Genomic DNA, 24,417 nt, shown 5'->3' with positions numbered 1-24,417 from the left:
CGTCGCGCACGGGTGGGGTAATCTCACCCCAGGTCATGAGTGACAGCGACTACGGCCCCGGCCCGCTGTCCGGCAACCCTCCGTCCGTGGCGGGGTGCCCCGGGTGAAGACCAGGCCGTAGGCAGCGAGGTCTGCGGCAAGCGCGGACCCCTGGACATCGTTCGGATGTCGTCATCCCTGGGGTCCTGGTCCTCAAGGGAGCAGTCTCGTGAGCAAGCGAATGCGATAGGGCCTTCGGCCCTTCCGGTGCGTCCCGCGCCGGAGACAAGGGCCCGAGCCCTCTTCAGTGAGCGCCACCCCCGCAGTGCGTCCCGCGCCGTCACGGCATCCGCCGTCACGACGACGCGTCCGCCTGTCGGGTCCTGATGCCGTTTCCGCCTCGTCCTGCCGGGAGATACCGCCATGTCCGCACCCATCGACGCCCTCAGCCACACCACCACCGACCAGCCGCTGCCCGTCCTCGGACGCGATGTCACCGTCCCCCTCGTCACCGGCGGCGAAGTCACCTACGCGGCCCTCGACTACGCGGCCAGCGCCCCCGCCCTGCAGCGTGTCTGGGACGACGTCGCCGCCTACGCCCCGTACTACGGCAGCGTCCACCGCGGCGCCGGGTACCTCTCGCAGCTCTCCACCGACCTCTTCGAGAACAGCCGCCGCACCGTCGCCGACTTCCTCGGCTGTCGCGAGGACGACCAGGTCGTCTTCACCCGGTCCACCACCGACTCGCTCAACCTGCTGGCCGCCGTGCTGCCCGCGGACTGCGAGGTGTTCGTCTTCGAGACCGAGCACCACGCGTCGCTGCTGCCCTGGCGCGACGCCCGCGTCAGCTACCTGAACGCGCCGCGCACCCCCGACGAGGCCGTCGACACGCTGGAGCGCGCCCTCGCCGGACACGACCCGAAGGACCCCGCCCTGGTGTGTGTCACCGGCGCCTCCAACGTCACCGGCGAGCTGTGGCCCGTGCGTGAACTGGCCGCCACCGCGCACGCCCACGGCGCGCGCATCGTCCTCGACGCCGCGCAGCTCGCCCCGCACCACCCCGTGGACATCGCGGAGCTGGACGTGGACTGGGTGGCCTTCTCCGGGCACAAGCTGTACGCGCCGTTCGGCTCCGGCGTGCTCGCGGGCCGCGCCGACTGGCTGCGGGAGTCGGAGCCGTACCTCGCCGGTGGTGGCGCCAGCCGCAAGGTCGCGCGCCGCGGCGACGGCGGTGTGGACGTCGAGTGGCACACCACCGCGGCCCGGCACGAGGCCGGATCGCCGAATGTCATCGGTGTGTACGCGATCGCCTCGGCCTGCAAGGCGCTCACCGAGGCGGGCTTCGACCGGCTCGTGGAGCGTGAGCAGGAACTGGTGGCCCGGGTGCGCGAGGGGCTCGCGGAGGTGCCCGAGGTGCGGGTGCTCTCGCTGTTCGGCGACGACGCGCCCCGGGTGGGTGTCATCTCCTTCGTCGTGGACGGCTGGAACAGCTCCCACTTCGCCGCCGCGCTCTCGGCGGAGTACGGCATCGGCGTACGGGACGGACTGTTCTGCGCCCACCCGCTGGTCAGGACCCTGCTGGGCGGCGACGCCGGGGACCCGGGGGAGTGCGGCGCGCCGGACGCCGGTCCCGGTGAGAAGTCGCTGAACGCGATCCGGGTCAGCTTCGGGGCCGGCACGCCGGACGAGCACGTGGCCCGCTTCATCGGCGCGGTCGGGGAACTCGTCCGGGACGGCGCCCGCTGGAACTACCGCACCGAGGACGGCCGTTGCGTCCCCGACCGCGGCTGAAGAAGAACGCTCAGGCGTCGAGGCCGATGGCGAAGGCGGCTTCCAGGTCGTGCTGGGAGTACGTACGGAACGCCACGTGCGTGTCCGTGGCCTCGACGCCCGGGATCTTGCTGATGCTGCCGGGGATGACGTCCGCCAGATCGTCGTGCCTGGGGACCCGCACCATGGCGATCAGATCGTAGGTGCCGGTGACGGAGAAGACCTCGCTGACGCTCTCCAGTCCCGCGATGGACTCGGCGATCTCGGGGATCCGGTCGACGCTGGTCTTGATGAGCACGATCGCGGTGATCACGGTTGACGTTCTCCCTCGGTGGCCACGGGACGGGGCTTCACTCTAGCCGTACGCCGGAAGAGCCCCCAGGCGCCGACGAAGCCGAGGGCGAAGCCCACCAGATGCGCCAGATACGCGACGCCGGGGCCCGGCTCGGCGTTCCGGGCCGCCAGCCACTGCAGGACGAACCAGAAGATCAGGACGATCCAGGCGGGGAAGCGCAGCGGCAGGAAGAAAAGGAACGGGAAGAGGCTGGTGACGCGCGCGCGGGGAAAGAGACAGAGGAAGGCGCCGAGCACACCGGAGATCGCGCCCGACGCGCCCACCAGGGTCTGGTCGGAGTCCGCGTTCGCCACCGCGTAGGCGAGCAGCGCGAGATATCCGCAGACGAGATAGAAGAGGGTGAACCGCACTCGTCCCATCCGCTCCTCGGCCATCGCCCCGAAGACGTAGAGGAAGAGCAGGTTGCCCAGCAGATGGAGCCAGCTGCCGTGGACGAACAGCGCGGTGAGAGGGGTGAGGAGCGCGTGGGAGTCACCGCTCATCAGCTGGTCGGGAATCACCCCCCAGCGTTCGAAGTACGCGCTCTGCGCGGCGAGCAGGGTGTCGCCCGTCCCGTACGCGGGATTGAACCCCGAGAGCGGACCGGTCAGGAAGGCCAGAGCGCACAGGCCGATCAGACCGTAGGTCACCACCGGCGCTCCGGCCGCCGCGCGCCAATTGATCATCCATGGATCATCCCGTACGCGGACAGACAGGCACAGACCGCCTCGCCGCGACATGGGGTACGCGGGAGGCCGTAGGGTTACGGGCGCGTACTTCCCCGGTTCGGCGCCACACCGGGGTCACGGCACGGCAGGCTCGACCTCAAGGCCGCAGGAATTCAGGACATCAGGACATCAGGGCTCGACGAAACGAGGACGGCACGATGACGACGGTTCCCTTGCCGACCGACGCCACCCGGTGGCGCTGCACGCTGTGCGGCAATCTCACCCGGTTCGACGTGACGCGCTCGTCCAAGGTGGTGGAGTACGTCCATCTGGACCTGGCCGGGCAGTCGAAGGTCGAGGAGCGCGACGTGGTCAGTGAGACCATCGAGTCCGTCCGCTGCCGCTGGTGCAACGCGGTGGATCAGATCGAACTGGTTGACAGGCCGGGCGCCGGTTCCTGAGGGAGCCGCCCGAAAGGGTAGTGGGGTGACGGATCGTGGAGCAGCCCGCAAGTGGCGCTGAGCCGGCCGGTGCGGCCGGCGGCGACGCCGAGGCGCTCGACAGGCCGCTGCCCGAGGGAGTACGGCGCCGGGTCGTGGCGCTGGTCTCGGACGCCTTCGGCGGTCTGACCGTCACCGAACTGCCCGCCCAGCTACGACAGTACGCGCGCTTCACGCCGACCAGACGCGCCCGGTTCGCGGGCAACGCGATGGCCGCCGCCCTGGAGAGCGACCCGCTGTTCCGGCAGCGGATCGGTGAGCGGTTCGGCCAGGCGGACCCCGAGCTGGCCGCCGCGGTCGAATCGGGATCGCCGCCCCCGGCCGCCGATCCCGTCGACGTGGCGGCGGCGGCCTATGTCCTGCGCCCCGTCGGCTGGGTGAAGCTGGTGGCCGCAGCGGGCGAGGAGGTCCAGCGTGCCGACGCCGAGCGTGTCGACGAGGAGAACCGCCGCGAGCTGGAGCGGCTGCGCGAGGAACTGACGCTGGCCCGCGCCTCGACGAAGAGCGAGACGGAGCGCCTCCGTACGGAGCTGGACGCCGCCCGCAGGGAGGCCGAGTCCACGCACCGCAAGCTGCGCAGCGCACTGAGCGACGTGAAGCGCGGTGAGGCCGCCCTGCGCCGTACGGCCGCCGAGATCGAGACGGCCCGCGCGGAGGCCGCGACCCAGCTGTCCGCGGCGGTGAGCGAGTCACGGCGCCTCAAGGCCCGGCTCGCGGAGGCGGAGGCGGCCGTGGAGGCGGGGCGCCGGGCCGCCCGTGAGGGGCGCTCGGTGGAGGACATGCGGCTACGGCTGCTGCTGGACACCGTCCTGGAGTCGGCGCAGGGGCTGCGGCGCGAGCTGGCGCTGCCGCCGGCCGCCGCGCACCCCGCCGATCTGGTCGACGCCGTGGAGCCCGGCCGGATGTCTCCCAAGGACGTCGCGGCCCGCGCGCTGTCGGACATGGACCCCGCGCTGCTGGACCAGTTGCTGGCGCTGCCGCAGGCGCATCTGGTCGTCGACGGCTACAACGTCACCAAGACCGGCTATCCGACGATGCCGTTGGAGAAGCAGCGGCTGCGGCTGCTCGGCGGGCTCGCGATGCTCGCGGCGCAGTCCGGCGCCGAGATGACATGTGTCTTCGACGGGGCCGAACTGGCCGCCCCCGTACTGCTCGCGCCGCCGCGCGGGGTGCGGGTGCTGTTCTCCAAGCCGGGTGTGACGGCGGACGAGCTGATCCGTCAGCTCGTCCGGGCGGAGCCGCCGGGGCGTCCGGTGGTGGTCGTCTCCACCGACCGTGAGGTCGCCGACGGAGTGGCGCGGGCCGGCGCGCGCCCCGTCGCGTCCGCCTTGTTGCTGAAGCGGCTTTCGCGCGTCTAGTAACTCCTGTGTCCAATGCGGCATTTGGTCATACCATGTCGCACCACAGCGTCAATTGTTCATCACTGTCCGTGCGATGTATGTGAAGAAACCACTCCGAGGCGAAATTTTTTCCCTTCAGGATTTGAACTGATCACAAGAAGGTCACTAGGGTCAGGCCTCGAACCTTCGCGCGGTTGATCACCCATCCGGGGTGGCGGCGAAGGAACCGCCGAATTCGTGTAGTTCAGTCCGGTAGTACCGGATTCCCGGCCCCGCCGGGAGAACTGGACCGCATGGAGCCGGGGACTCGCTCCCCACACCCGGTAGGCGGCTCGAGGAAGAAGGAGCTCGCCTTCGTGGCGTCCCACCGTCGTCCCAAGCAGCCGAGCCGCGCCCGCGTGACCGTGCTCACCGCGACCGCAGCCGCAGCTGTCGCCCTGACGTCCCAGGCCGCGCAGGCCGATCCGAAGCCGACCAAGGAAGACGTCAAGGAAAAGGTCGACAAGCTCTACCACGAGGCCGAGGCCTCGACCGAGGCGCACAGCGGCGCCGAGGAGAAGGAAAAGAAGCTCGAGAAGCAGGTCGAGGCGATGCAGGACAAGGTCGCCCGTGGCCAGGAGGAGCTCAACGAGCTCCGTACCGGCCTCGGTTCGATGGCCAGCGCCCAGTACCGCACCGGTGGCATCGACCCCGCCCTCCAGCTCTTCCTCTCCGCCGACCCTGACGACTATCTGGACAAGGCCTCCGTGCTCGACCAGATGGGCAGCAAGCAGGTCAGCGCGCTGGAGAAGATCCAGGCCAAGCAGCGGACCCTCGCGCAGCAGCGCAAGGAGGCGACCCTCAAGCTGAAGGACCTCTCCGACACGCGCACGGAGCTGGCCAAGAAGAAGAAGGACGTCCAGACCAAGCTCAACGCGGCGAACAAGCTTCTCAACACGCTGACCGCCCAGGAGCGCGCGCAGATCCAGGCCGACGACGCGAAGCGCGCGGCCCGTGGCAACGAGCGCGTCAACCTCGGCAACGAGACGGCCTCTTCGGGCATGGCCGCCGCCGCGCTGGCCGCCGCCAAGACCCAGCTGGGCAAGCCGTACATATCCGGTGCCGAGGGACCCAACTCCTACGACTGCTCCGGGCTGACCCAGTGGGCCTACGCCCAGGCGGGCGTGAGCCTCACCAGGACCACGTACACCCAGGTCAACGACGGCGTGAAGATCGGCCGCGGCGAACTCGCCCCCGGCGACCTCGTCTTCTTCAGCGGTCTGAGCCATGTCGCGCTGTACGTCGGCAACGGCCAGGTCATCCACGCCCCCAAGCCGGGCACCGTGGTGCGGTACGAATCCATGGAGTGGGCCGGCAGCTTCCAGTTCGGCGTCCGCGTCTGACGCGACCGCGCGGGCTGCGGATTTACGACGGCCTGCACGTACGACCCCACTACGCCGCATACATACGGCCCCTTCACGGACACGACCGCGACCGCCCGTTCGGGCGAACTCCGGTTACTCCCGCTGACGCACGCCCCGCCGGTGACCTGTGGTCTCCGGCGGGGCATCACTGTCTGTGCCCGGCGCGGTCTTTGGTCACTCCGTGTCCGCACGGTTACTGTCTGCTGCGCCGCAGCTCCCGGCCATGTTTCCGCCCGTCGGGCGGCAGGGGCTGCGCAGTTGCGTCCAGCGGAAGGAAGTGCGGCTTCCTGTGGTGTCCCATCGTCGTTCCTCACACCCCGGCCACAGCCGGGGCACCCGGGTCACGGTCCTGTCCGCCGCCGCGGTCACCGCCGCGGCCGCCCTCGGGACGGCGCCGGCGAGCGCGGACCCGCGGGACACGACCGAGGCGACCCGGTCGACCGTCGACCGGCTGTTCGAGGAGGCCGAGAAGGCCACCGAGCGGTACAACGAGGCGGGCGAGCGGGCCGGTGTGCTGCGCCAGCGCGTGAACCGGGTGCAGGACAGCGCGGCCCGGGGCCAGGAGCGCGTCAACCGGATGCGAGGCGCGCTCGGTTCGATCGCCGGCGCCCAGTACCGCTCCGGCGGGCTCGACCCGGCGCTCGCGCTGCTGCTCTCCTCCGACCCGGACAGCTATCTCGACCGGGCCGAGGCGCTCGACCGGCTGAGCGACCGCCAGGCGGTCGCCCTGCGCGACCTCGGGAAGGCCCAGCGCAAGCTCGGCCTGCAGCGCGACGAGGCGACCAAGGACCTCGCCGAACTGGAACGCAGCCGGGCCGCCGTCGCCCGCCACAAGCGCACCGTCGAAGCCAAGCTCGGCGAGGCGCGGCGGCTGCTGAACGCGCTGCCGGACGCCGAGAGGGACGCCGACCGGGCCTCGCGCTCGGGGCGCGACGGCGGCCCGCTGTCGCTCTCGGGCGAGGCGCCCGCGTCGGCGCGGGCGGCTGCCGCCGCCCGCGCGGCCCGCGGTGTGGTGGGCCTGCCCTACGTGTGGGGCGCCAACGGCCCCTCGGGGTTCGACTGTTCGGGCCTGACCCAGTGGGCGTACGCACAGGCGGGCGTCTCCCTGCCGCGCACCTCGCAGGCGCAGCGGTACGCGGGACAGCAGGTGCCGCTCTCCGAGGCGAGACCCGGCGACCTGGTCGCCTACCGCGACGACGCCAGCCACATCGGGATGTACATGGGCAACGGCCAGGTGGTGCACGCGCCTTACCCCGGCGCCTCGGTCCGCTACGACCCGGTGGGCATGATGCCGGTCTCGTCGGTCACCCGCGTCTGAGCGCCGCCCGGCCCCGTCGCCGACGCTCTGTCGGGATTCGTCCTCGCGGCGCCCCGTACGATCGGCAGGGTGGCAGGTCAGGGACGTACGACCCGGAGACGTGCGGCGGGTCGGTGGCGTCCGACCCGTCGCGGCACGGTGCGCCGCCGTGCGGCGGCCGCGCTGCTCGGGTGTCTGCTGGTCGCCTCCGGCTGTTCCGCGCCCACCGCGACCGACGCCGCCACCGGCGCGATCCAGCGGATCCTCGACCGTCGCGCCGACGCCCTGCTCGACCGTGACGAGAGCGGCTATCTGGCCGCCGTCGACCCCGCCGCCGACGACCTGCTGGCCGCCGAGCGGCGGACGTATCGGAACCTCACCGACGTGCCCGTGCGGTCCTGGGAGTACAAGGTGCGGGACGTCGACCGCTCCGGCACCCGCGCGACGGCGAGCGCCGAGCTGCGCTACCGGATAGCGGGCTACGACAGCGCGCCCGTCACCTCGGCCCGCACGCTGGAGCTGACGGAACGGGACGGGCGCTGGTACGTGACGGCCGACCGGCCCGGCGAGGGCGGTGTGCAGCAGCTCTGGCAGCAGGGCGCCGTCGACGTCGTCCACGGCAGGCGCAGCCTGATCCTCGGCGTCGGCCAGGACAACGCCCGGCTCCGCGAGATCGCCGCCGTCGCCGACCGGGCGGTACCCGCCGTCGACGAGGCCTGGCCCGGCACCTGGTCGGGCCGCGTCGTGGTGCTGGTGCCCGGGTCGGTGGCGTCGATGGCCGGTCTGCTGGGCGCCTCGGCCACGAGCTACCGGGGCATCGCCGCCGTCACGACCGGTGAGACCCGGCAGCAGGGCTCCTCGCCGGCGGACCGGGTGATCGTCAACCCCGACGCGTACGGCATCCTGGGCGACTTCGGGCGCCGGGTGGTCCTCACCCACGAGACCACCCATGTGGCGACGCGGGCGGACACCTCCGGGGCCACCCCGATGTGGCTGTCGGAGGGTTTCTCCGACTGGGCCGCCTACCGGGACACCAGCCGCACGGACGGGCAGGCGGCGCCGGAGCTCGAACGGTCCCTGCGCCGGGGTGAACTGCCCGCCGCGCTCCCCGAGGACGGTGACTTCGCCTTCGACGCGAAGGCGGACGAACTGGCGCGCGCGTACGAGGGCGGGCGCCTCGCGTGCGAGCTGATCGCCCAGCGCTGGGGCGAGCGGAAGCTGACGGACTTCTACCGGGCGGTCGGGAAGCACGAGCAGCGCGAGGGTGCCGTCGAGGACGCGATGAACGAGGTGCTGTCGGTGACGCCGGAGAAGTTCACCACGCTGTGGCGGGACCACATGAGCGAGCGGCTGCGCTGAGGAGTCGCCCTCGGGCGGACGGGCGTACCTTCCGGACACGCCCCACGCCCCCTGTGCGGGCGCTCAGGAGCCGAGCAGCCGGGACTCGTCCTCCTGGGCCCCGTCACCGCTCCCGGCCGTGTCCGCCGCCTCCTGGCGGGTGCGCGGGCCCGGCACCGTCGCGCGCCACAGCCGGCCGCACGCGGTCAGCGTCGCGGCGACCAGCAGCCCGTTGCGTACGACGAGGAGGGTCACGCCCAGCCAGTCGCTCGCCGTCACGTGCGAGAAGAGCAGTGGGAATTCGAGCACCGTGACCGCGGAGGCCGCCACCACGAGCACCGCGGGCAGCGTCATCGGGCTGGACCGCAGGAGCAGACAGACGGCGGCCAGGCCGACCAGCCAGACCATGTACTGCGGGCTGATCACCCGGCTGGTGACGGTGAACAGCAGGACGGCGGTGAACGCCGCGTCGCACAAGGTGCTCGCGGTGAACGTCGCCGCCTTCAGCCGCCAGACGAGCAGCCAGCCGAAGGCGGTCACGCTGAGGACGAGGGCGAGCGCGCTGACGAGGGGCACGTACGGCCCCCGGAACTCCACCGAGCCGTAACTGAACATCACCGCGCCGTCCCAGCCGAGATGCCGGGCCACATGGAAGACCAGCGCGCCCAGCGACTCGACCTCGGTGCCCCGGTCGCGCTGCGCGGTGAGGAAGTCCAGCGCGCCCGGCAGCACCGCCGACACCATGGCGAGCAGCGCGAGGGCCGTCGCGACGGCGGCGGACCAGGACAGCCGGGTGGCCCGGCCGCGCGGCGTACCGATCAGCAGCAGCACCGGCCACACCTTCAGCAGCGCCCCGAACCCGGCCAGCGCGCCGAGCAGTTGGGGTCTGCGGAGGCCCACGAGGAGGGCGCAGACGGCGACGGCGGTGACCATCACGTCGTAACGGGCGTAGACGGTGGGCCCGAGCACCGCGACGCCGGCCACCCACACCCAGGCACCGCGTGTCGAGCGTCCCGGGCGCAGCCCCGTGCGGAGCAGCAGCCCGAAGACCAGCGCGTCGCAGAGCAGGCACAGGGTGAAGAACGCCGTGGCGTAGCCGAGGAAGGGCAGCAGGGCGGGGGAGAGGATCGCGAACGCGGCGGCGGGCGGGTACTGCCAGGTGACGTCCGACTGGGGGAAGGTGCCGGCGCGCAGGACGTCGTACCAGCCCTGGTAGGTGACGGAGACGTCCGGGGTGACGTCGGAGCCCGGTGTGACGATGATCCGCAGGACGCAGAGCATCGTCACGGTCCTGGTGAGGAGCCACACCGTGACCGGCCCGACCGTGCCGAGCACGCCGACCGCGCGGCTCCCCCCGACCCCGGCGGCCCCCGCGGCCGCTCCGACGCGTGTCGTGTCCTCGACCGTCATGAGTACCTGCCCGTTTTGACCGATATGTACATGCGTTGGCGGGAGCCATCATGCGGGGGGACAGGCGTGGGAACGATGAGGCGGGGCCGTTCGGTACTGTCGGCGGCGATGCACAAGACCTTGATCGTGACCAACGACTTCCCGCCCCGGCCCGGCGGCATCCAGGCGTTCCTGCACAACATGGCGCTACGGCTGGACCCCGACCGGATCGTCGTCTACGCCTCCACCTGGAAGCGCGGCGCCGAGGGCGCGGAGGCGACGGCGGCCTTCGACGCCGAGCAGCCCTTCACGGTCGTGCGCGACCGTACGACGATGCTCCTGCCGACCCCGCGAGTGACCCGGCGGGCGGTGGGACTGCTGCGCGAACACGGCTGCGAGTCCGTGTGGTTCGGCGCCGCGGCCCCGCTCGGACTGATGGGCCCCGCGCTGCGCCGGGCCGGTGCCCGGCGGATCGTCGCCACCTCGCACGGCCACGAGGCGGGCTGGGCGCAGCTGCCCGCGTCCCGGCAGCTGCTGCGCCGGATCGGCGAGGGCACGGACACGATCACCTACCTCGGCGAGTACACGCGCTCACGCATCGCCGCCGCGCTCACGCCCGACGCGGCCGGCCGCATGGTCCAACTGCCGCCCGGTGTCGACGAGAAGACGTTCCACCCGGCGTCGGGCGGTGACGCGGTACGCGAGCGGCTGGGGCTCGCCGAGCGGCCCGTCGTCGTCTGCGTCTCCCGGCTGGTGCCGCGCAAGGGGCAGGACACGCTGATCCTCGCCATGCCCGCGATCCTGGCGCGGGTCCCGGACGCCGTGCTGCTGATCGTCGGCGGTGGACCGTACGCCGAGGAGCTGCGGAAGCTGGCGGCCGAGACGGGCGTCGCCGACTCCGTACGCTTCACCGGCGCCGTGCCCTGGTCCGAACTGCCCGCCCACTACGGCGCGGGCGACGTCTTCGCGATGCCCTGCCGCACCCGGCGCGGCGGCCTCGACGTGGAGGGCCTGGGCATCGTCTACCTGGAGGCCTCCGCGACGGGGCTCCCGGTGGTCGCGGGCGACTCCGGCGGCGCGCCCGACGCGGTGCTGGACGGCGAGACGGGGTGGGTGGTGCGCGGCGGCCCCGCCGCGCTCGCCGCCGAGGAATCGGCGGACCGTATCGTGACGCTGCTCGGCGACCCCGAACTGCGGCGCCGGATGGGCGCCCGCGGCCGTGCGTGGGTCGAGGAACGCTGGCGCTGGGACCTGCTGGCGGAGCGGCTGCGGGCGCTGCTGTAGCCGGACCCGGTGTGTCCTACGCGCGGTAGAGCGACTCGATCTCGTCCGCGAAGTCCTTCGCCACCACACCGCGCTTCAGCTTCAGCGACGGCGTGATGTGCCCCGCGTCCTCGGTGAACTGCGCCTGAAGGACGCGGAACTTGCGCACCGACTCCGCCTTCGACACCGCCGCGTTGCCGTCGTCCACCGCCTGCTGGACCGCCGCCAGCAGATCCGGGTCCTCGCGCAGCGTCGCCGCCGTCGAGCCCGCCGGCTTGCCGTGGTCCTTCGCCCAGCGGGCCAGGAACTCCTCGTCGATCGTCACCAGCGCGCCCACGAACGGACGCCCGTCGCCGACGACCATGCACTCGGCGACCAGCGCGTGCGCGCGGATACGGTCCTCGATCACGGCCGGCGCGACGTTCTTGCCGCCCGCCGTCACCAGGATCTCCTTCTTGCGGCCGGTGATCGCGAGATACCCGTCCTCGTCGAGGGTGCCGATGTCACCGGTGTGGAACCAGCCGTCGGCCAGCGCCTCCACCGTCGCCGCCTCGTTGTTCCAGTAGCCCGTGAACAGGTGCTCGCCGTGCAGCAGCACCTCGCCGTCGTCGGCGATCCGGATCACCGAACCCGGCAGCGGCTGCCCGACCGTGCCGATCTTCTGCCGGTCCCACGGGTTGAACGCGGTCGCCGCGCACGTCTCCGTCAGGCCGTACCCCTCCAGCACCGTGAAACCGATGCCGCGGAAGAAGTGACCGAGCCGTTCGCCCAGCGGGGCGCCGCCGGAGATGGCGTACTCGCCGCGACCGCCGAGGACCGCGCGCAGCTTGCCGTACACGAGCGCGTCGAAGACCTTGTGCCGGATCCTGAGCCCGAGCGACGGACCCTGCGCGCTGCCCAGCGCGCGGCTGTAGTCGATCGCGGTCCGCGCCGCCCGGTCGAAGATCTTGCCCTTGCCGTCCGCCTGGGCCTTGGCGCGCGCCGAGTTGTAGACCTTCTCGAAGACGCGCGGCACCCCGAGGATCAGCGTCGGCCGGAACGCGGCCAGTTCCTCGGTCAGATTCTTGATGTCCGGTACGCAGCCGAGTTTGATCGGCGCCATCACGGAGGCCACCTCGACCAGCCGGCCGAAGACATGCGCGGCGGGCAGGAAGAGCAGGACGGAGCACTCGCCCGTACGGAACAGCGGCTTCAGGCGCTCCACCACGTTGCCGCACTCCGCGAAGAAGGCGCGGTGCGTCAGCACGCAGCCCTTGGGGCGGCCGGTGGTCCCCGAGGTGTAGACGATCGTCGCCGGATCGTCGGCCTTCGCCGTCGCGCTGCGCTCGTCGACCACCGCCTCGGTGATCTCCGCGCCCGCGGCGGTCAGTTCCGCCACACAGCCCTTGTCGTCGCCCCGGTCGATCTGCCAGACGTGGCGCAGCCGCGTCAGCCCGTCGGAGACCGACCGGACCGCCGCCGCGTGCTCGTCGGACTCCACGATCACGGCCGCGGTGCCCGAGTCGCCGAGGATCCACTGCACCTGCTCGGCGGAGCTGGTCTCGTACACCGGTACGGTGACGGCGCCCGCGCTCCAGATCGCGAAGTCGAGCAGCACCCACTCGTACCGGGTCCGCGACATCAGGGCGACCCGCTCACCCGGGCGGATGCCGGACGCGATCAGCCCCTTGGCCACCGCCCGTACCTCGGCGAGGAACTGGACAGCCGTGACGTCCGTCCACACCCCGTCGACCTTGCGGCCCATGACGGCGGCATCGGGATGCTGAGCGGCGTTGCGGCCGATGAGGTCCGTCAGGTTGCCGTCCGAGGGGACCTCGTACAGGGCCGGAAGGCTGAACTCGCGCAAGACTGCTGCTCCTCGTCGGGCGCCGGTGGCACGGCACTGTGCCGAACCGGCTGCGGTCCACATCGGGCAGGTGCTCTCGGGGGTGAGCACGACGGGACGGCCCGGACGTTACCCACCGGTACTCCGTTCCGGATAGGGGGTCCTGGCCAGATGTTCGCTGCGTCACACGTTTTTTGACGGTCCTTCGCGCAGAGTAGTCCACAGCTGTGCGGGCGTGTGAGTAACCGCAGGTCCGGACCCCTCTACACAGCAGGAAGGCGGCGATCTAGGGTGAGCGGCATGCGTGGTGGCGAGAACGGCGGCGGGAACGCGGGCGGCGGTACGGACGGGACGGGTGACGCGGCCGGCGGAAACGGCCGCACCCGGACCCGCGTCCATGTCGTCAGCGACGTGCACGGCAACGCCCGCGACCTCGCGCGGGCCGGCGACGGCGCGGACGCCCTGATCTGCCTCGGCGACCTCGTCCTCTTCCTCGACTACGCCGACCACTCGCGCGGCATCTTCCCCGAACTCTTCGGCAAGGAGAACGCCGACCGCATCGTGGAGCTGCGCACCGCCCGCCGCTTCGACGAGGCCCGTGACCTGGGCCGCGACCTGTGGGCCGGGCTGGAGAGCGACCGGGACACCGCCATCGAGGCGGCCGTACGGCGGCAGTACGCCGAAATGTTCGCCGTCCTGCCCACCCCGACGTACGCCACCTACGGCAATGTCGACATCCCCGCCCTCTGGCCCGAGTACGCCGGACCGGGCACGACCGTCCTCGACGGTGAGCGGGTCGAGATCGGGGGCCGCGTCTTCGGCTTCGTCGGCGGCGGTCTGCGCACCCCTATGCGCACCCCGTACGAGATCTCCGACGAGGAGTACGCGGCCAAGGTCGAGCGGCTCGGCGCGGTCGACGTCCTCTGCTCGCACATCCCGCCCGAGGTACCCGAGTTGACGTACGACACCGTCGCCCGCCGCTTCGAACGCGGCAGCCGCGCGCTGCTGGACGCCCTGCGCCGTACGAAACCGAGGTACGCCCTCTTCGGCCATGTCCATCAGCCGCTCGCCCCCCGGATGCGCGTCGGCTCGACGGAATGTGTGAACGTCGGACACTTCGCGTCCACCGGACGGCCCTGGGCCATGGAATGGTGACCGGCGCGCACGCGATAACCTGCACGCTGCACGGCCGGTACCGGTAAGCGTGACCGTCGCCCCGCACCACCGGGGAGACACCATCTGGAGGAGCACGTCGATGGCGGAGCACACCAAGTCGAGCATCACGATCGAGGCGGCACCCGCCGACGTGATGGGCGTGATCGCCGACTTCGCCCGCTATCCCGAGTGGACCGGCGAGGTGAAGGAGGCCGAGGTCCTCTCCACCGACGCCGAGGGCCGCGCCGAGCAGGTCCGGCTGGTGCTGGACGCGGGCGCGATCAAGGACGACCACACCCTCGCGTACACCTGGACCGGCGGTGACGAGGTCAGCTGGACGCTGGTCAAGTCCCAGATGCTGCGGTCGCTCGACGGCTCGTACCACCTGGCGCCGGCGGGCGGCGGCGAGCGTACCGAGGTCACCTACCGGCTGACCGTCGACGTCAAGATCCCGATGCTCGGCATGATCAAGCGCAAGGCCGAGAAGGTCATCATCGACCGCGCCCTGGCCGGTCTGAAGAAGCGCGTCGAGAGTGCCCCCGGAAGCGCCGGATCCGCCGGAGCGGCCGAGACGCCCACCGCCTGATGACGGAGAGCACGGCGCCCCTCGCACGTACGACCGGAACGCCCCGTACGGTCCTGGTCACCGGCCCCGGCGGCGCGGGCCGTACCACCGTCGCCGCGGCGACCGCCCTGGCCGCCGCCCGGCGCGGCGACCGCACGCTGCTGCTCTCCGCCGACCCGGCGGGCCCCGGCGCCGTCCTCGGCGCCCCGGCCGCCGTCGCCGTCGAACCCGCCGAGGTGACGCCCGGCCTCTGGACCGCGCGCGTCGACCCCGCCGACTACTTCCGCACCGAATTCCTCGCGCTCCAGGAGCGCGCCGCCACCGCGCTCGACATGCTCGGCGCCCGGCGTCTCGACGGCGAGGAGCTGACCGAGCTGCCGGGCGCCGAACAGTTCGCCCTGCTCCAGGCGCTGCGCCGGGCCTCGGCAGGCGGGTGGGACGTGCTCGTCGTCGACCTGCCGCCGCTGCGCGACGCCCTGTCCGTGCTCGCTCTGCCCGAGCGGCTCCGCCGGCTGCTGGGCCGCCTCCTGCCCGCCGAGCGGCAGGCCGCGCGGGCGCTGCGGCCGATGATCGCGCAGCTCGCCGGGGTACCGATGCCGGCGGGCTGGCTGTACGGCGCCGCCGCCCGCAGGGACGAGGAACTGGCCGCCGTCCAGGCGCTGATCGAGGCACCCACCACGACGGTGCGGCTCGTCGCCGAGCCCGGCCCGGCCGCCGGGGACGCCCTGCGGGTGGCCCGCGACGGGCTCAGCCTGTACGGGCTGCGCGTCGACGCCCTCGTACCGAACAAGGTCCTGCCGACGGACTCGTCCGACGCCTGGCTCGCGACGCTCGCCGCCCAGCAGCAGAAGTGCCTGGACGAGTGGAGCGAGGAGTACGGCTCCGACTCCGGCGCCGGGTCCGACTCCGGCGCCGGCTCAGGCTCCGCGTGGCCGGTGCGCTCGGTGCGCCACCTGGGCCGCGATCCGCGCGGACTGGACGATCTCGCCGATCTTGGTCCGGACCTGGACCTGGACGAGGGCGGGGGTCCGGACCCGGAGCCGTACCGCGATCCCTGGTGGGTCGAGGACCGGCGGGAGGAGGACGGGCTGCTGGTGTGGTCCCTGCCACTGCCCGGCGCCGTGAAGGCGGACGTCGGCCTCGTGCGGCGCGGCGACGAACTGCTGCTGACCGTCGGCCCGTTCCACCGCATCGTGCCCCTCGCGGCGGCTCTGCGGCGCTGCACCGTCTCGGGCGCCGCGCTCACGGACGGTGTCCTGAAGGTCCGTTTCACGCCGGACCCGGGGCTCTGGCCGCGCACTCCCTGAATGTCCCGCCGGGGTTCAGGTACCGTCGAAGGTACACAGCCTCCGGTCCGCCCCGGACGAGGCGCCTTGCCCCATGCGGGAGTAACCCATGAGCGATGCCACCGAGCGTCCCGCCGCCGACCCGGACGCCTGGGCCACGGCCTGCGCCGAGGACCTGGCCGCCGAGAAGGCCCGTCGTCGTTCCGTGCACGGGACGACGCCCGGCTCCGCCTCCGAAGAACTGCGCCGGTTCGTCGACGCCGTCGCCGACAAGGTGTCCTCGTTCCAGAGCCCGCTGCTCGGCATGGCCGCACAGGGCGCCGTCCAGCAGTTCATCAATCAGGCCAAGTCCGCCGTCGAGCCGGTCATCGACCGCAACCCCGACATCTTCGACCACCTCGCGGCGGCCGGAAACGAACTGCTCGCCGCCTACCGCTCCGCCGTCGAGGGCGACGAGCGCCGCTGGACCCAGGGACCGTCCGAGGCGCCCGACATCAGCCTGAAGAAGGCGGACGAAAAGGCCAACGACCCCTCGGATCCCCGCGACGAGGGCCCCACCCCCGGCAACCGCATCGACCTGGACTGACCAGGGGGACGCCCGCCCTCGGGTACGGTTGGGCCCAGCGGGGCTCGACCGAAAACTGAGGGACACATGGGACTCACCATCGGCGTCGACATCGGCGGCACGAAGATCGCGGCGGGCGTGGTCGACGAAGAGGGCGCGATTCTCGATACGTACCAGGTGCCCACCCCGCCGACCGCCGAAGGCATCGTCGACGCGATCTGCGCCGCGGTGTCCGGCGCCGGCAAGGGACACGACATCGAGGCCGTCGGCATCGGCGCCGCCGGTTACGTCGACGACAAGCGCGCCACCGTCCTGTTCGCGCCGAACATCAACTGGCGTCACGAACCGCTCAAGGACAAGGTCGAGCAGCGGGTCGGGATGCAGGTAGTCGTGGAGAACGACGCGAACGCGGCGGCCTGGGGCGAGTACAAGTTCGGGGCCGGACAGGGCCACGACGACGTCATCTGCATCACGCTCGGCACCGGGCTGGGCGGCGGCATCATCATCGGCAACAAACTCCGCCGCGGACGCTTCGGCGTCGCGGCGGAGTTCGGCCATATCCGGGTCGTACCCGACGGGTTGCTGTGCGGCTGCGGCAGTCAGGGCTGCTGGGAGCAGTACGCGTCGGGCCGCGCGCTCGTCAGATACGCGAAGCAACGCGCCAACGCCACCCCCGAGAACGCGGAGATCCTGCTGCGTCTCGGCGACGGCACACCCGAAGGCATCGAGGGCAAGCACGTCAGCGCCGCCGCCCGCGAGGGCGACCCGGTGGCCGTCGACTCCTTCCGGGAGCTGGCCCGTTGGGCCGGCGCGGGCCTGGCCGACCTGGCCTCGCTCTTCGACCCGTCGGCGTTCATCGTCGGCGGTGGCGTCTCGGACGAGGGCGAACTGGTCCTCGACCCGATCCGCAAGTCCTTCCGCCGCTGGCTGATCGGCGGCGAATGGCGTCCGCACGCGCAGGTTCTCGCCGCCCAACTGGGCGGCAAGGCCGGGCTGGTGGGCGCCGCGGACCTGGCCCGCCAGGGCTGACCTGTACGAACCGGCCACCGGACGCACCCCGGTATCCGGACGATCAACGCCCGCCGCGCCCTTCAAGGGTGCGGCGGGCGTTGGCCTATCGTGGACCGGTGACAACTCCGGTGAGTGGACTGGGTGGACCCGTCCCCATGATTTCGCTGCCCGACTCCCGTACCGAGCCCGACGGTTCGGCCGTGATCCGGGTGCTCAGCTACAACATCCGTTCCATGCGCGACGACTGCGAGGCGCTGGCCCGGGTGATCCGGGCCTGTGAGCCCGACCTGGTCCTCGTCCAGGAGGCGCCGCGCTTCTTCCGCTGGCGCAAGCGCGCCGCGTGGCTGGCCGCCCGGACCGATCTCGTCGTCCTCAGCGGCGGCGGCACCGCCGCGGGCCCGCTGCTGCTGTGCTCGCTGCGCGCGACCGTGGAGCGTACGGAGGACGTACTGCTGCCGCTCACACCGGGACTGCACCGGCGCGGCTTCGCCACGGCCGTCGTACGGATCGGCGGCGCCCGCATCGGGCTGCTCAGCTGCCATCTCAGCCTGCGGGCCGACGAGCGCCTCGCCCAGGCGGGGATGCTGCTGGACCGGGTCCGGACGATGGACGTGCCGCACGCCGTCGTGGCGGGTGATCTCAACGACCGGCCGCAGGGGCGTTCGTTCCGGCGGATCGCCGAGGAGCTTCGGGACGCCTGGGCGGTCAAGCCGTGGGGGAGCGAGTACACCTCGACACCCACCGATCCGCATCAGCGCATCGACGCGATCTTCACGACCGAGGGTGTCGAAGTGCTGGGCTGCGGAGTGCCGTTGGGCCTGCCGGGCATCGAGGCGAGCGACCTGCGGGCGGCCACTGACCACCTTCCGGTGCTGGCCGCCCTGCGCGTGCCCGCGTCGTGAACCCAGGCTCCCGAAAGGGAGCTTGACCCCGCGTCGGATCCGACGCGGGGTCAGGACGGGCGCCGTGCCAGGGCAGACGCCGTGTCAGACGACCGCGCCGCGGCCCGGATCGTCCTCCTCGTCGTCGTCATGCTGCATCCGCGCCACCAGCGTGGCGAAGCCGCCGAGGAAGCCGCCGATACAGACCGTCGTCAGCCACCAGGTCATCTCCCACTGGAACAGCACGGCGAGGAGCATGAGCACCGGGCCGCCGATCACGGCGAGCCAGGCGAACTTGGCCGTGACATCGGCCTCCGGCAGCGGCGGCGGCTCGGGCGGTACGAAATGGCCCTCGTCGCTGTCGTCGAGGTCGTCGTCCTTGGGCTCCGCCACCGAGTAGTCGCGCGGCCCGCCGTCGGCCACGCCGGGCGCGAAGACGATGGAGCTGCCGAGCGAGGGCTTGTCGGGCTTGGCGTCCGGCTCACGCGCGGGCTCGGGCACCGGCGCGGGCGTCACGACCGATTCGGCGTCGGCGCCGGTGGTGTCCGGCTTGGTGCCGGCGGCGGTGTCCGGCTTCGTGTCCGGCCCGGCGTCCGACCGGTTCACCGGCCCGAGGTCCGCCTTCGTGGTCCCGGAACCCTTGTCCTTGGGCGCCGCGGGCTCGGTGCTGTTCCGGTCGCTCTCCAGGAGCGCCAGGTCCTCGACCGACTTGAAGGGCTTGGCACCCGGCGGATCGGCCGGCTCCTCCCCGTACCCCGCGACGATCGCCGCCCACGCGGCGTCCTCGTCGATCGGCTGCGGCTCGCGGTCCGCGTCATGCTCAGCCACCGGTTGTGCTCCCCTTCTTCCCGACGTTCGGAGCGAGTCGGCCGATGAACGCGTGACTCTCCTCGAAAATCCGCTCCGCATCGTGGTCCAACGTCGCCACGTGGTAGCTCTGTTCCAGGACGACCTCCCGGATGTCGGTCGACGAGACCCGGCCGAGGATCCGCGCCGAGTCGGCCGGGGGCACGACATGGTCACGCGGGCTGCGCATCAGCAGCAGCGGCTGGGTGACCTGGGGCAGCTCCCCGTCCACCAGCCGGAAGAAATTCCGCAGCGAGTGCGCGGCGTGCAGCGGCACCCGGTCGTAACCGACCTCCTCGCTGCCCTCCAGCGCGATGTCGCTGCGCAGGCCGTTCGTCGTCCGGACGAGATGACGGGCGAGCGGCAGGGCGTACGCCGAAAGGCCGTGCACCTTGTTCCCCGGGTTGACGACGGCGACGCCGCTCACCGCGTGCCCGTGCTTGGCGGCGAGGCGCAGCGCCAGCGTCCCGCCCATGGAGAGACCGAAGACGAAGACCCGCTCGCACCGCTCGCCCAGCTCCCGCAGCGCCCGGTCCACCTCCGCGTACCAGTCCTGCCAGCCAGTGATCTGCATGTCCTCCCAGCGGGTGCCGTGCCCGGGGAGCAGCGGCAGTGACACGGTGAGGTCCCGGGCGGCCAGATACTCGGCCCAGGGGCGCAGCGACTGCGGGGAACCGGTGAATCCGTGGCAGAGGAGGACGCCGACATCTCCGCCCTCGTGGCGGTACGGCTCGGCTCCAGGAAGGACCGGCACAGGGTCTCCTGTTCGTGAGTCTCGGAGTGGTACTTCACCGTACGCGACCGGACCGACACCGACCAGAGCCGTCGGCGCCCCAGGGCGGAACCCGCGCGCCCCCCGCGGGTTAAGGTCGGTCGACAGCACACAGGAGGCACCCGAGTTGATCTACGGCGCGATGAAGTTCTCCATCGGAGGCTCGCTCAAGCTTGCTTTCCGGCCCTGGGTGGAGGGCATCGAGAACATTCCCGACGAGGGGCCGGCGATCCTCGCGAGCAACCATCTCTCCTTCTCGGACTCGTTCTTCCTCCCCGCGGTCCTGACCCGGAAGGTCACCTTCATCGCCAAGGCGGAGTACTTCACCTCGCCGGGTGTGAAGGGGCGGCTCACGGCCGCGTTCTTCAAGGGCGTCGGCCAGTTGCCGGTCGACCGCTCCGGCGGGCGCGGCGCGGGTGAGGCGGCCATCAAGAGCGGCATGGCGGTACTGGAGAGCGGCGAACTCTTCGGCATCTATCCCGAGGGCACACGGTCGCCCGACGGGCGGCTCTACCGGGGCAAGCCCGGCGGCCTCGCGCGCGTGGCGCTCGCCACCGGCGCGCCCGTGATCCCGGTCGCCATGATCGACACGGAGAAGATCCAGCCGCCCGGGACGGTGATGCCGAAGCTGATGCGGCCGGGGATCAGGATCGGCAAGCCGCTCAACTTCAGCCGCTATCAAGGCATGGAGGGCGACCGCTTCATCCTGCGTTCGCTGACCGACGAGGTCATGTACGAGATCATGAAGCTCTCCGGCCAGGAGTACGTCGACATCTACGCGACGGCGGCCAAGCGCAAGATCGCCGAAGAGGCGAAGGCGGAGAAGGCGGAGAAGGCCGAGAAGGCCGAGAAGGCGGAGAAGACCGGGAAGACGGGCTGATCAGGCCCGTCCGGCGAGCAGCACCCGGGAAGAATCCGTGAACCAGGGAGAACCAGGGGGGGACACGTGGCCGGACGTGAACGGGTCGTACGGATGTCGGTCGAGCAACCGCTGTGGCGCGCGCTCACCGCGTACCGCCTGCTGACCATGGTCTACGCGGTCCTGATCGCCGCCTTCGCGCGCGACAAGTTCGAACGGCCCTGGGTCGCCGCCACGTACCTCGCCGTCGTCGTCGTCTGGACGGTCGCCACGCTGCCCAAGGTGGCCAACGCCGTCAGCTGCACCAAGCGCTTCCTCGGTGTCGACCTCACCATCGCCCTCGCCGGCGTCCTGCTCACCCCGGTGGCCGACGTACAGGCGCGGTACGAGGACGGTCCCACCCTGCCGAGCATATGGACCGCGGGCGCCGTCCTCGCCTTCGCCGTCAAGGGCGGCTGGCGCTGGGCGGCCTTCGCCTCCTCGCTGGTCGCCGTCGCCAACCTGGTCGGGCGCGGCAACCCCAGCCGGGACACCCTGCACAACGTGCTGCTGGTGTGGGTGGCGTCCATCGCGATCGGCTACATCGTGGAGGTCGCCCGCGCCTCCGAACGCACCCTGGCGCGCGCCCTGGAGATCGAGGCGGCCACCCGGGAACGCGAGCGCCTGGCGCGCGACATCCACGACAGCGTGCTCCAGGTCCTGGCGATGGTGCAGCGGCGCGGTACGGCCCTCGGCGGCGAGGCGGCGGAGCTGGGCCGGATGGCCGGGGAGCAGGAGGTCGCCCTGCGGACACTGGTCTCCAGCGGTCTCGTGCCGACCACGCGCGCTTCCGAGGACGCCTCGCTGGGGGCGGTGGTGCGCGCGATCGACGACGCGGAGTACGAGGCCGGGAATGACGCCGGGAGCGACGGCGAGGGCGTCGGCGGGGCCGAGTTGTGGGATCTGCGTACGCTCCTGGCGCCGCTCGCCGGCTCCGCCGTGACGCTCGCCGAGCCGGGCGCTCCCGTCCTGCTCCGGCCCGCGGCCGCCAGGGAGCTGGCCGCGGCCGTGAACGCCGCCCTGGACAATGTCCGCAAGCACGCCGGTGACGGCGCGCGGTCCTGGATCCTGGTCGAGGACTCGCCGGACGAGGTGATCGTGACGGTCAGGGACGACGGCCCCGGGATCCCGGAGGGCCGGCTGGCGCAGGCCGAGGGGGAGGGGCGCCTCGGTGTCGCCCTGTCGATCCGGGGGCGGTTGCGGGAGCTGGGCGGTACGGCCGAGCTGATCTCGGTCCCCGGCCAGGGCACGGAAGTCGAGTTGAAGGTTCCACGGGATTCACGGGTTGCACGGGGGAAGGCGGAGCGATGAGCGAGCAGACGGACAAGAACGAGCGGGGCACGGGCGTGGCCGGCGACGCGAAGGACGCGGACGGCGCGACGCGTGTGATGGTCGTGGACGACCACCCCATGTGGCGCGACGCCGTCGCCCGCGATCTGACCGAGGCCGGCTTCGACGTCGTGGCGACGGCCGGTGACGGCCCCCAGGCGGTGCGCCGCGCGACCGCCACCACCCCGGACGTGATCGTCCTCGACCTCAACCTGCCCGGCATGCCCGGCGTCCAGGTCTGCAAGGAACTCGTCGGCTCCCAGCCCGGCCTGCGGGTCCTGGTCCTCTCGGCGAGCGGCGAGCACGCCGACGTACTCGAAGCGGTGAAGTCCGGTGCCACCGGCTATCTGCTGAAGTCGGCCAGTACGGCCGAACTGACCGACGCCGTACGGCGCACCGCCGTCGGCGACCCGGTCTTCACCCCCGGGCTCGCCGGGCTGGTCCTCGGCGAGTACCGCAGGCTCGCCTCCGAGCCCGCGCCCGCGGCGTCCGACGACCCCAAGGTGCCGCAGCTGACCGAGCGCGAGACCGAGGTGCTGCGCCTGGTCGCCAAGGGGCTCTCGTACAAGCAGATCGCCGAGCGCCTGGTCATCTCGCACCGCACGGTGCAGAACCACGTGCAGAACACCCTCGGCAAGCTCCAGCTCCACAACCGCGTTGAGCTGGTGCGGTACGCGATCGAGCGCGGCCTCGACGACGTGTGAACGCCCGCCCGTCCCGCCGCCGTCCCGCAACCACCTCCCGCCGCCCTCTGGTGCAACGGAAATGACCCTGCGCACCATGCCGGGGTGACCTGTGTCACTCAGGCGTGGCTCAGGTGCGTCACCGACGGCGAAGGGAAGTGTTTCCATGCGGGTCGGAGTATTGACCGGGGGCGGCGACTGCCCAGGGCTCAATGCGGTCATTCGAGGCATCGTGCGCAAAGGCGTCCAGGAGTACGGGTACGAGTTCACCGGCTTCCGGGACGGCTGGCGCGGACCGCTGGAAGGCGACACCGTACGGCTCGACATCCCCACCGTGCGAGGCATCCTGCCCCGCGGCGGCACCATCCTCGGATCCTCGCGCACCAATCCGCTCAAGGAGTCGGACGGTGTCCGCCGGATCAAGGAGAACCTCGCGAGCAGCGAGGTCGACGCGCTCATCGTGATCGGCGGCGAGGACACCCTGGGCGTGGCGGCCCAGCTCTCCGACGTGCACGGCGTGCCCTGTGTGGGCGTGCCCAAGACCATTGACAACGACCTTTCGGCGACCGACTACACCTTCGGCTTCGACACGGCGGTCGGCATCGCGACGGAGGCGATCGACCGCCTCCACACCACCGCCGAGTCGCACATGCGCGTCCTCGTCTGCGAGGTGATGGGGCGGCACGCGGGCTGGATCGCCCTGCACTCGGGTCTCGCGGGCGGCGCGAACGTCATCCTCATCCCGGAGCAGCGCTTCGACGTCGACCAGGTCTGCGCCTGGGTGACGTCGCGTTTCAAGGCCTCGTACGCGCCGATCGTCGTCATCGCCGAGGGCGCGATGCCCAAGGACGGCGAGGTGATTCTCAAGGACGGGACGCTGGACTCCTTCGGCCATGTCCGGCTGTCGGGCGTCGGCGAATGGCTGGCCAAGGAGATCGAGAAGCGCACCGGCAAGGAGGCGCGGACGACGGTCCTCGGCCATGTGCAGCGCGGCGGCACGCCGAGCGCGTTCGACCGCTGGCTGGCCACGCGTTTCGGTCTGCACGCGATCGAGGCCGTGCGGGACGGCGACTTCGGCAAGATGGTCGCCCTGCGCGGCACGGACATCGTGCGGGTCCCGATCTCGGAGGCGATAGCGGAACTCAAGACCGTCCAGCCGGAGCTTTATGAAGAGGTCGGCGTCTTCTTCGGCTGACCGGTCGGTGCTGTGCCCTCACCCGCCGGACGGGCCGCGACCGGCCCGTCCGGCGCTGCGGGACGTTCCTAGGGGGTGTCTTGCCGATCTTGCCGGGCTCGCGGTCCCTGGCACCTGTCTCTTAT

The 24,417-nt window shown here is 71.8% G+C and carries 23 protein-coding genes and 1 riboswitch; of the genes, 17 read left to right on the top strand and 6 right to left on the bottom strand.

Annotated elements, in window-relative coordinates; translation table 11 throughout:
* Positions 1-31 precede the first annotated feature (31 nt).
* Positions 32-149: riboswitch (SAM riboswitch) on the top strand.
* Positions 150-402: 253 nt separating this feature from the next.
* Positions 403-1,770 carry an aminotransferase class V-fold PLP-dependent enzyme gene (locus ACFT9I_RS33665; RefSeq protein ID WP_382570778.1) on the top strand — a complete coding sequence of 456 codons (1,368 nt, stop codon included), beginning with the start codon at positions 403-405 and terminating at the stop codon, positions 1,768-1,770.
* Positions 1,771-1,780: 10 nt separating this feature from the next.
* Here ACFT9I_RS33665 and ACFT9I_RS33660 read toward each other — a convergent pair whose 3' ends face one another.
* Complete coding sequence (locus ACFT9I_RS33660; RefSeq protein WP_382570776.1) at positions 1,781-2,062, bottom strand: Lrp/AsnC family transcriptional regulator; 282 nt, start codon at positions 2,060-2,062, stop codon at positions 1,781-1,783.
* Complete coding sequence (locus tag ACFT9I_RS33655; protein WP_382570773.1) at positions 2,059-2,769, bottom strand: rhomboid family intramembrane serine protease; 711 nt, start codon at positions 2,767-2,769, stop codon at positions 2,059-2,061. The genes ACFT9I_RS33660 and ACFT9I_RS33655 overlap by 4 nt, the downstream gene beginning before the upstream one ends.
* 200 nt (positions 2,770-2,969) lie before the next feature.
* Here ACFT9I_RS33655 and ACFT9I_RS33650 point away from each other — a divergent pair, with 200 nt between their 5' ends.
* From ACFT9I_RS33650 to ACFT9I_RS33630, 5 genes are all read left to right on the top strand, one after another.
* Positions 2,970-3,212: a hypothetical protein gene (locus tag ACFT9I_RS33650; protein WP_354607100.1), complete on the top strand. Its 243-nt coding sequence runs from the start codon at positions 2,970-2,972 to the stop codon at positions 3,210-3,212.
* A gap of 35 nt (positions 3,213-3,247) precedes the next feature.
* Positions 3,248-4,609: an NYN domain-containing protein gene (locus ACFT9I_RS33645; protein ID WP_382570770.1), complete on the top strand. Its 1,362-nt coding sequence runs from the start codon at positions 3,248-3,250 to the stop codon at positions 4,607-4,609.
* Between the two features lie 338 nt (positions 4,610-4,947).
* Entirely contained in the window at positions 4,948-5,973 is a 1,026-nt protein-coding gene (locus ACFT9I_RS33640; RefSeq protein ID WP_382570767.1) for an NlpC/P60 family protein, read from the top strand.
* Between the two features lie 310 nt (positions 5,974-6,283).
* Positions 6,284-7,312 carry an NlpC/P60 family protein gene (locus ACFT9I_RS33635; RefSeq protein WP_382570764.1) on the top strand — a complete coding sequence of 343 codons (1,029 nt, stop codon included), beginning with the start codon at positions 6,284-6,286 and terminating at the stop codon, positions 7,310-7,312.
* 69 nt (positions 7,313-7,381) lie between these two features.
* Positions 7,382-8,650, top strand: a complete 1,269-nt coding sequence (locus tag ACFT9I_RS33630) for a hypothetical protein (RefSeq protein WP_382570762.1) — start codon at positions 7,382-7,384, stop codon at positions 8,648-8,650.
* A gap of 63 nt (positions 8,651-8,713) precedes the next feature.
* Here the strand turns inward: ACFT9I_RS33630 and ACFT9I_RS33625 are convergent, their stop codons facing one another.
* Positions 8,714-10,039: a glycosyltransferase 87 family protein gene (locus ACFT9I_RS33625; protein ID WP_382570760.1), complete on the bottom strand. Its 1,326-nt coding sequence runs from the start codon at positions 10,037-10,039 to the stop codon at positions 8,714-8,716.
* A gap of 108 nt (positions 10,040-10,147) precedes the next feature.
* Between ACFT9I_RS33625 and ACFT9I_RS33620 the strand changes: the two genes are divergently transcribed.
* Positions 10,148-11,302, top strand: coding sequence for a glycosyltransferase family 4 protein (locus tag ACFT9I_RS33620; protein WP_382570757.1), 1,155 nt, complete (start codon positions 10,148-10,150; stop codon positions 11,300-11,302).
* Between the two features lie 16 nt (positions 11,303-11,318).
* Here ACFT9I_RS33620 and ACFT9I_RS33615 read toward each other — a convergent pair whose 3' ends face one another.
* Positions 11,319-13,127, bottom strand: coding sequence for an AMP-dependent synthetase/ligase (locus tag ACFT9I_RS33615; RefSeq protein ID WP_382570754.1), 1,809 nt, complete (start codon positions 13,125-13,127; stop codon positions 11,319-11,321).
* A gap of 279 nt (positions 13,128-13,406) precedes the next feature.
* Between ACFT9I_RS33615 and ACFT9I_RS33610 the strand changes: the two genes are divergently transcribed.
* The 6 genes from ACFT9I_RS33610 to ACFT9I_RS33585 all read left to right on the top strand — a co-directional run bounded on the left by ACFT9I_RS33610 (position 13,407) and on the right by ACFT9I_RS33585 (position 18,590).
* A complete protein-coding gene (locus ACFT9I_RS33610) occupies positions 13,407-14,261 on the top strand; it encodes a metallophosphoesterase (protein ID WP_382570752.1) in 855 nt (284 codons plus the stop codon).
* A 100-nt stretch (positions 14,262-14,361) separates the two neighbouring features.
* Positions 14,362-14,847, top strand: a complete 486-nt coding sequence (locus ACFT9I_RS33605) for an SRPBCC family protein (protein WP_382570749.1) — start codon at positions 14,362-14,364, stop codon at positions 14,845-14,847.
* A complete protein-coding gene (locus ACFT9I_RS33600) occupies positions 14,847-16,133 on the top strand; it encodes an ArsA family ATPase (protein WP_382570747.1) in 1,287 nt (428 codons plus the stop codon). Before ACFT9I_RS33605 ends, ACFT9I_RS33600 begins: the two co-directional genes overlap by 1 nt.
* An 88-nt stretch (positions 16,134-16,221) precedes the next feature.
* Positions 16,222-16,698: a DUF5304 domain-containing protein gene (locus tag ACFT9I_RS33595; RefSeq protein ID WP_382570744.1), complete on the top strand. Its 477-nt coding sequence runs from the start codon at positions 16,222-16,224 to the stop codon at positions 16,696-16,698.
* Positions 16,699-16,764: 66 nt separating this feature from the next.
* On the top strand, positions 16,765-17,706 hold the full coding sequence (locus tag ACFT9I_RS33590; RefSeq protein ID WP_354608638.1) for an ROK family glucokinase: 942 nt from the start codon (positions 16,765-16,767) through the stop codon (positions 17,704-17,706).
* A gap of 137 nt (positions 17,707-17,843) precedes the next feature.
* Positions 17,844-18,590, top strand: a complete 747-nt coding sequence (locus ACFT9I_RS33585) for an endonuclease/exonuclease/phosphatase family protein (protein WP_382570741.1) — start codon at positions 17,844-17,846, stop codon at positions 18,588-18,590.
* An 84-nt stretch (positions 18,591-18,674) separates the two neighbouring features.
* Here the strand turns inward: ACFT9I_RS33585 and ACFT9I_RS33580 are convergent, their stop codons facing one another.
* Together ACFT9I_RS33580 and ACFT9I_RS33575 are read right to left on the bottom strand one after the other, a co-directional pair.
* Positions 18,675-19,397, bottom strand: coding sequence for a hypothetical protein (locus ACFT9I_RS33580; protein ID WP_382570740.1), 723 nt, complete (start codon positions 19,395-19,397; stop codon positions 18,675-18,677).
* The gene (locus ACFT9I_RS33575; RefSeq protein WP_382570737.1) at positions 19,390-20,169 is read right to left on the bottom strand and encodes an alpha/beta hydrolase; all 780 of its coding nucleotides are present in this window, start codon (positions 20,167-20,169) and stop codon (positions 19,390-19,392) included. Before ACFT9I_RS33575 ends, ACFT9I_RS33580 begins: the two co-directional genes overlap by 8 nt.
* Before the next feature lie 145 nt (positions 20,170-20,314).
* Between ACFT9I_RS33575 and ACFT9I_RS33570 the strand changes: the two genes are divergently transcribed.
* From ACFT9I_RS33570 to ACFT9I_RS33555, 4 genes are all read left to right on the top strand, one after another.
* Positions 20,315-21,067, top strand: a complete 753-nt coding sequence (locus tag ACFT9I_RS33570) for a lysophospholipid acyltransferase family protein (RefSeq protein WP_382570735.1) — start codon at positions 20,315-20,317, stop codon at positions 21,065-21,067.
* A 66-nt stretch (positions 21,068-21,133) separates the two neighbouring features.
* Entirely contained in the window at positions 21,134-22,396 is a 1,263-nt protein-coding gene (gene macS, locus ACFT9I_RS33565; protein WP_382570732.1) for a MacS family sensor histidine kinase, read from the top strand.
* Positions 22,393-23,118: a response regulator gene (locus tag ACFT9I_RS33560; RefSeq protein WP_382570730.1), complete on the top strand. Its 726-nt coding sequence runs from the start codon at positions 22,393-22,395 to the stop codon at positions 23,116-23,118. Before macS ends, ACFT9I_RS33560 begins: the two co-directional genes overlap by 4 nt.
* 145 nt (positions 23,119-23,263) lie before the next feature.
* Positions 23,264-24,292, top strand: a complete 1,029-nt coding sequence (locus tag ACFT9I_RS33555) for a 6-phosphofructokinase (RefSeq protein ID WP_382570729.1) — start codon at positions 23,264-23,266, stop codon at positions 24,290-24,292.
* The last annotated feature ends 125 nt before the right edge of the window (positions 24,293-24,417 follow it).

The organism is Streptomyces sp. NPDC057137, from assembly GCF_042670825.1.
GTDB lineage: Bacteria > Actinomycetota > Actinomycetes > Streptomycetales > Streptomycetaceae > Streptomyces.
Note: the sequence above shows the minus strand (reverse complement) of the source record. Positions and strands in the feature narration are given on the sequence as shown.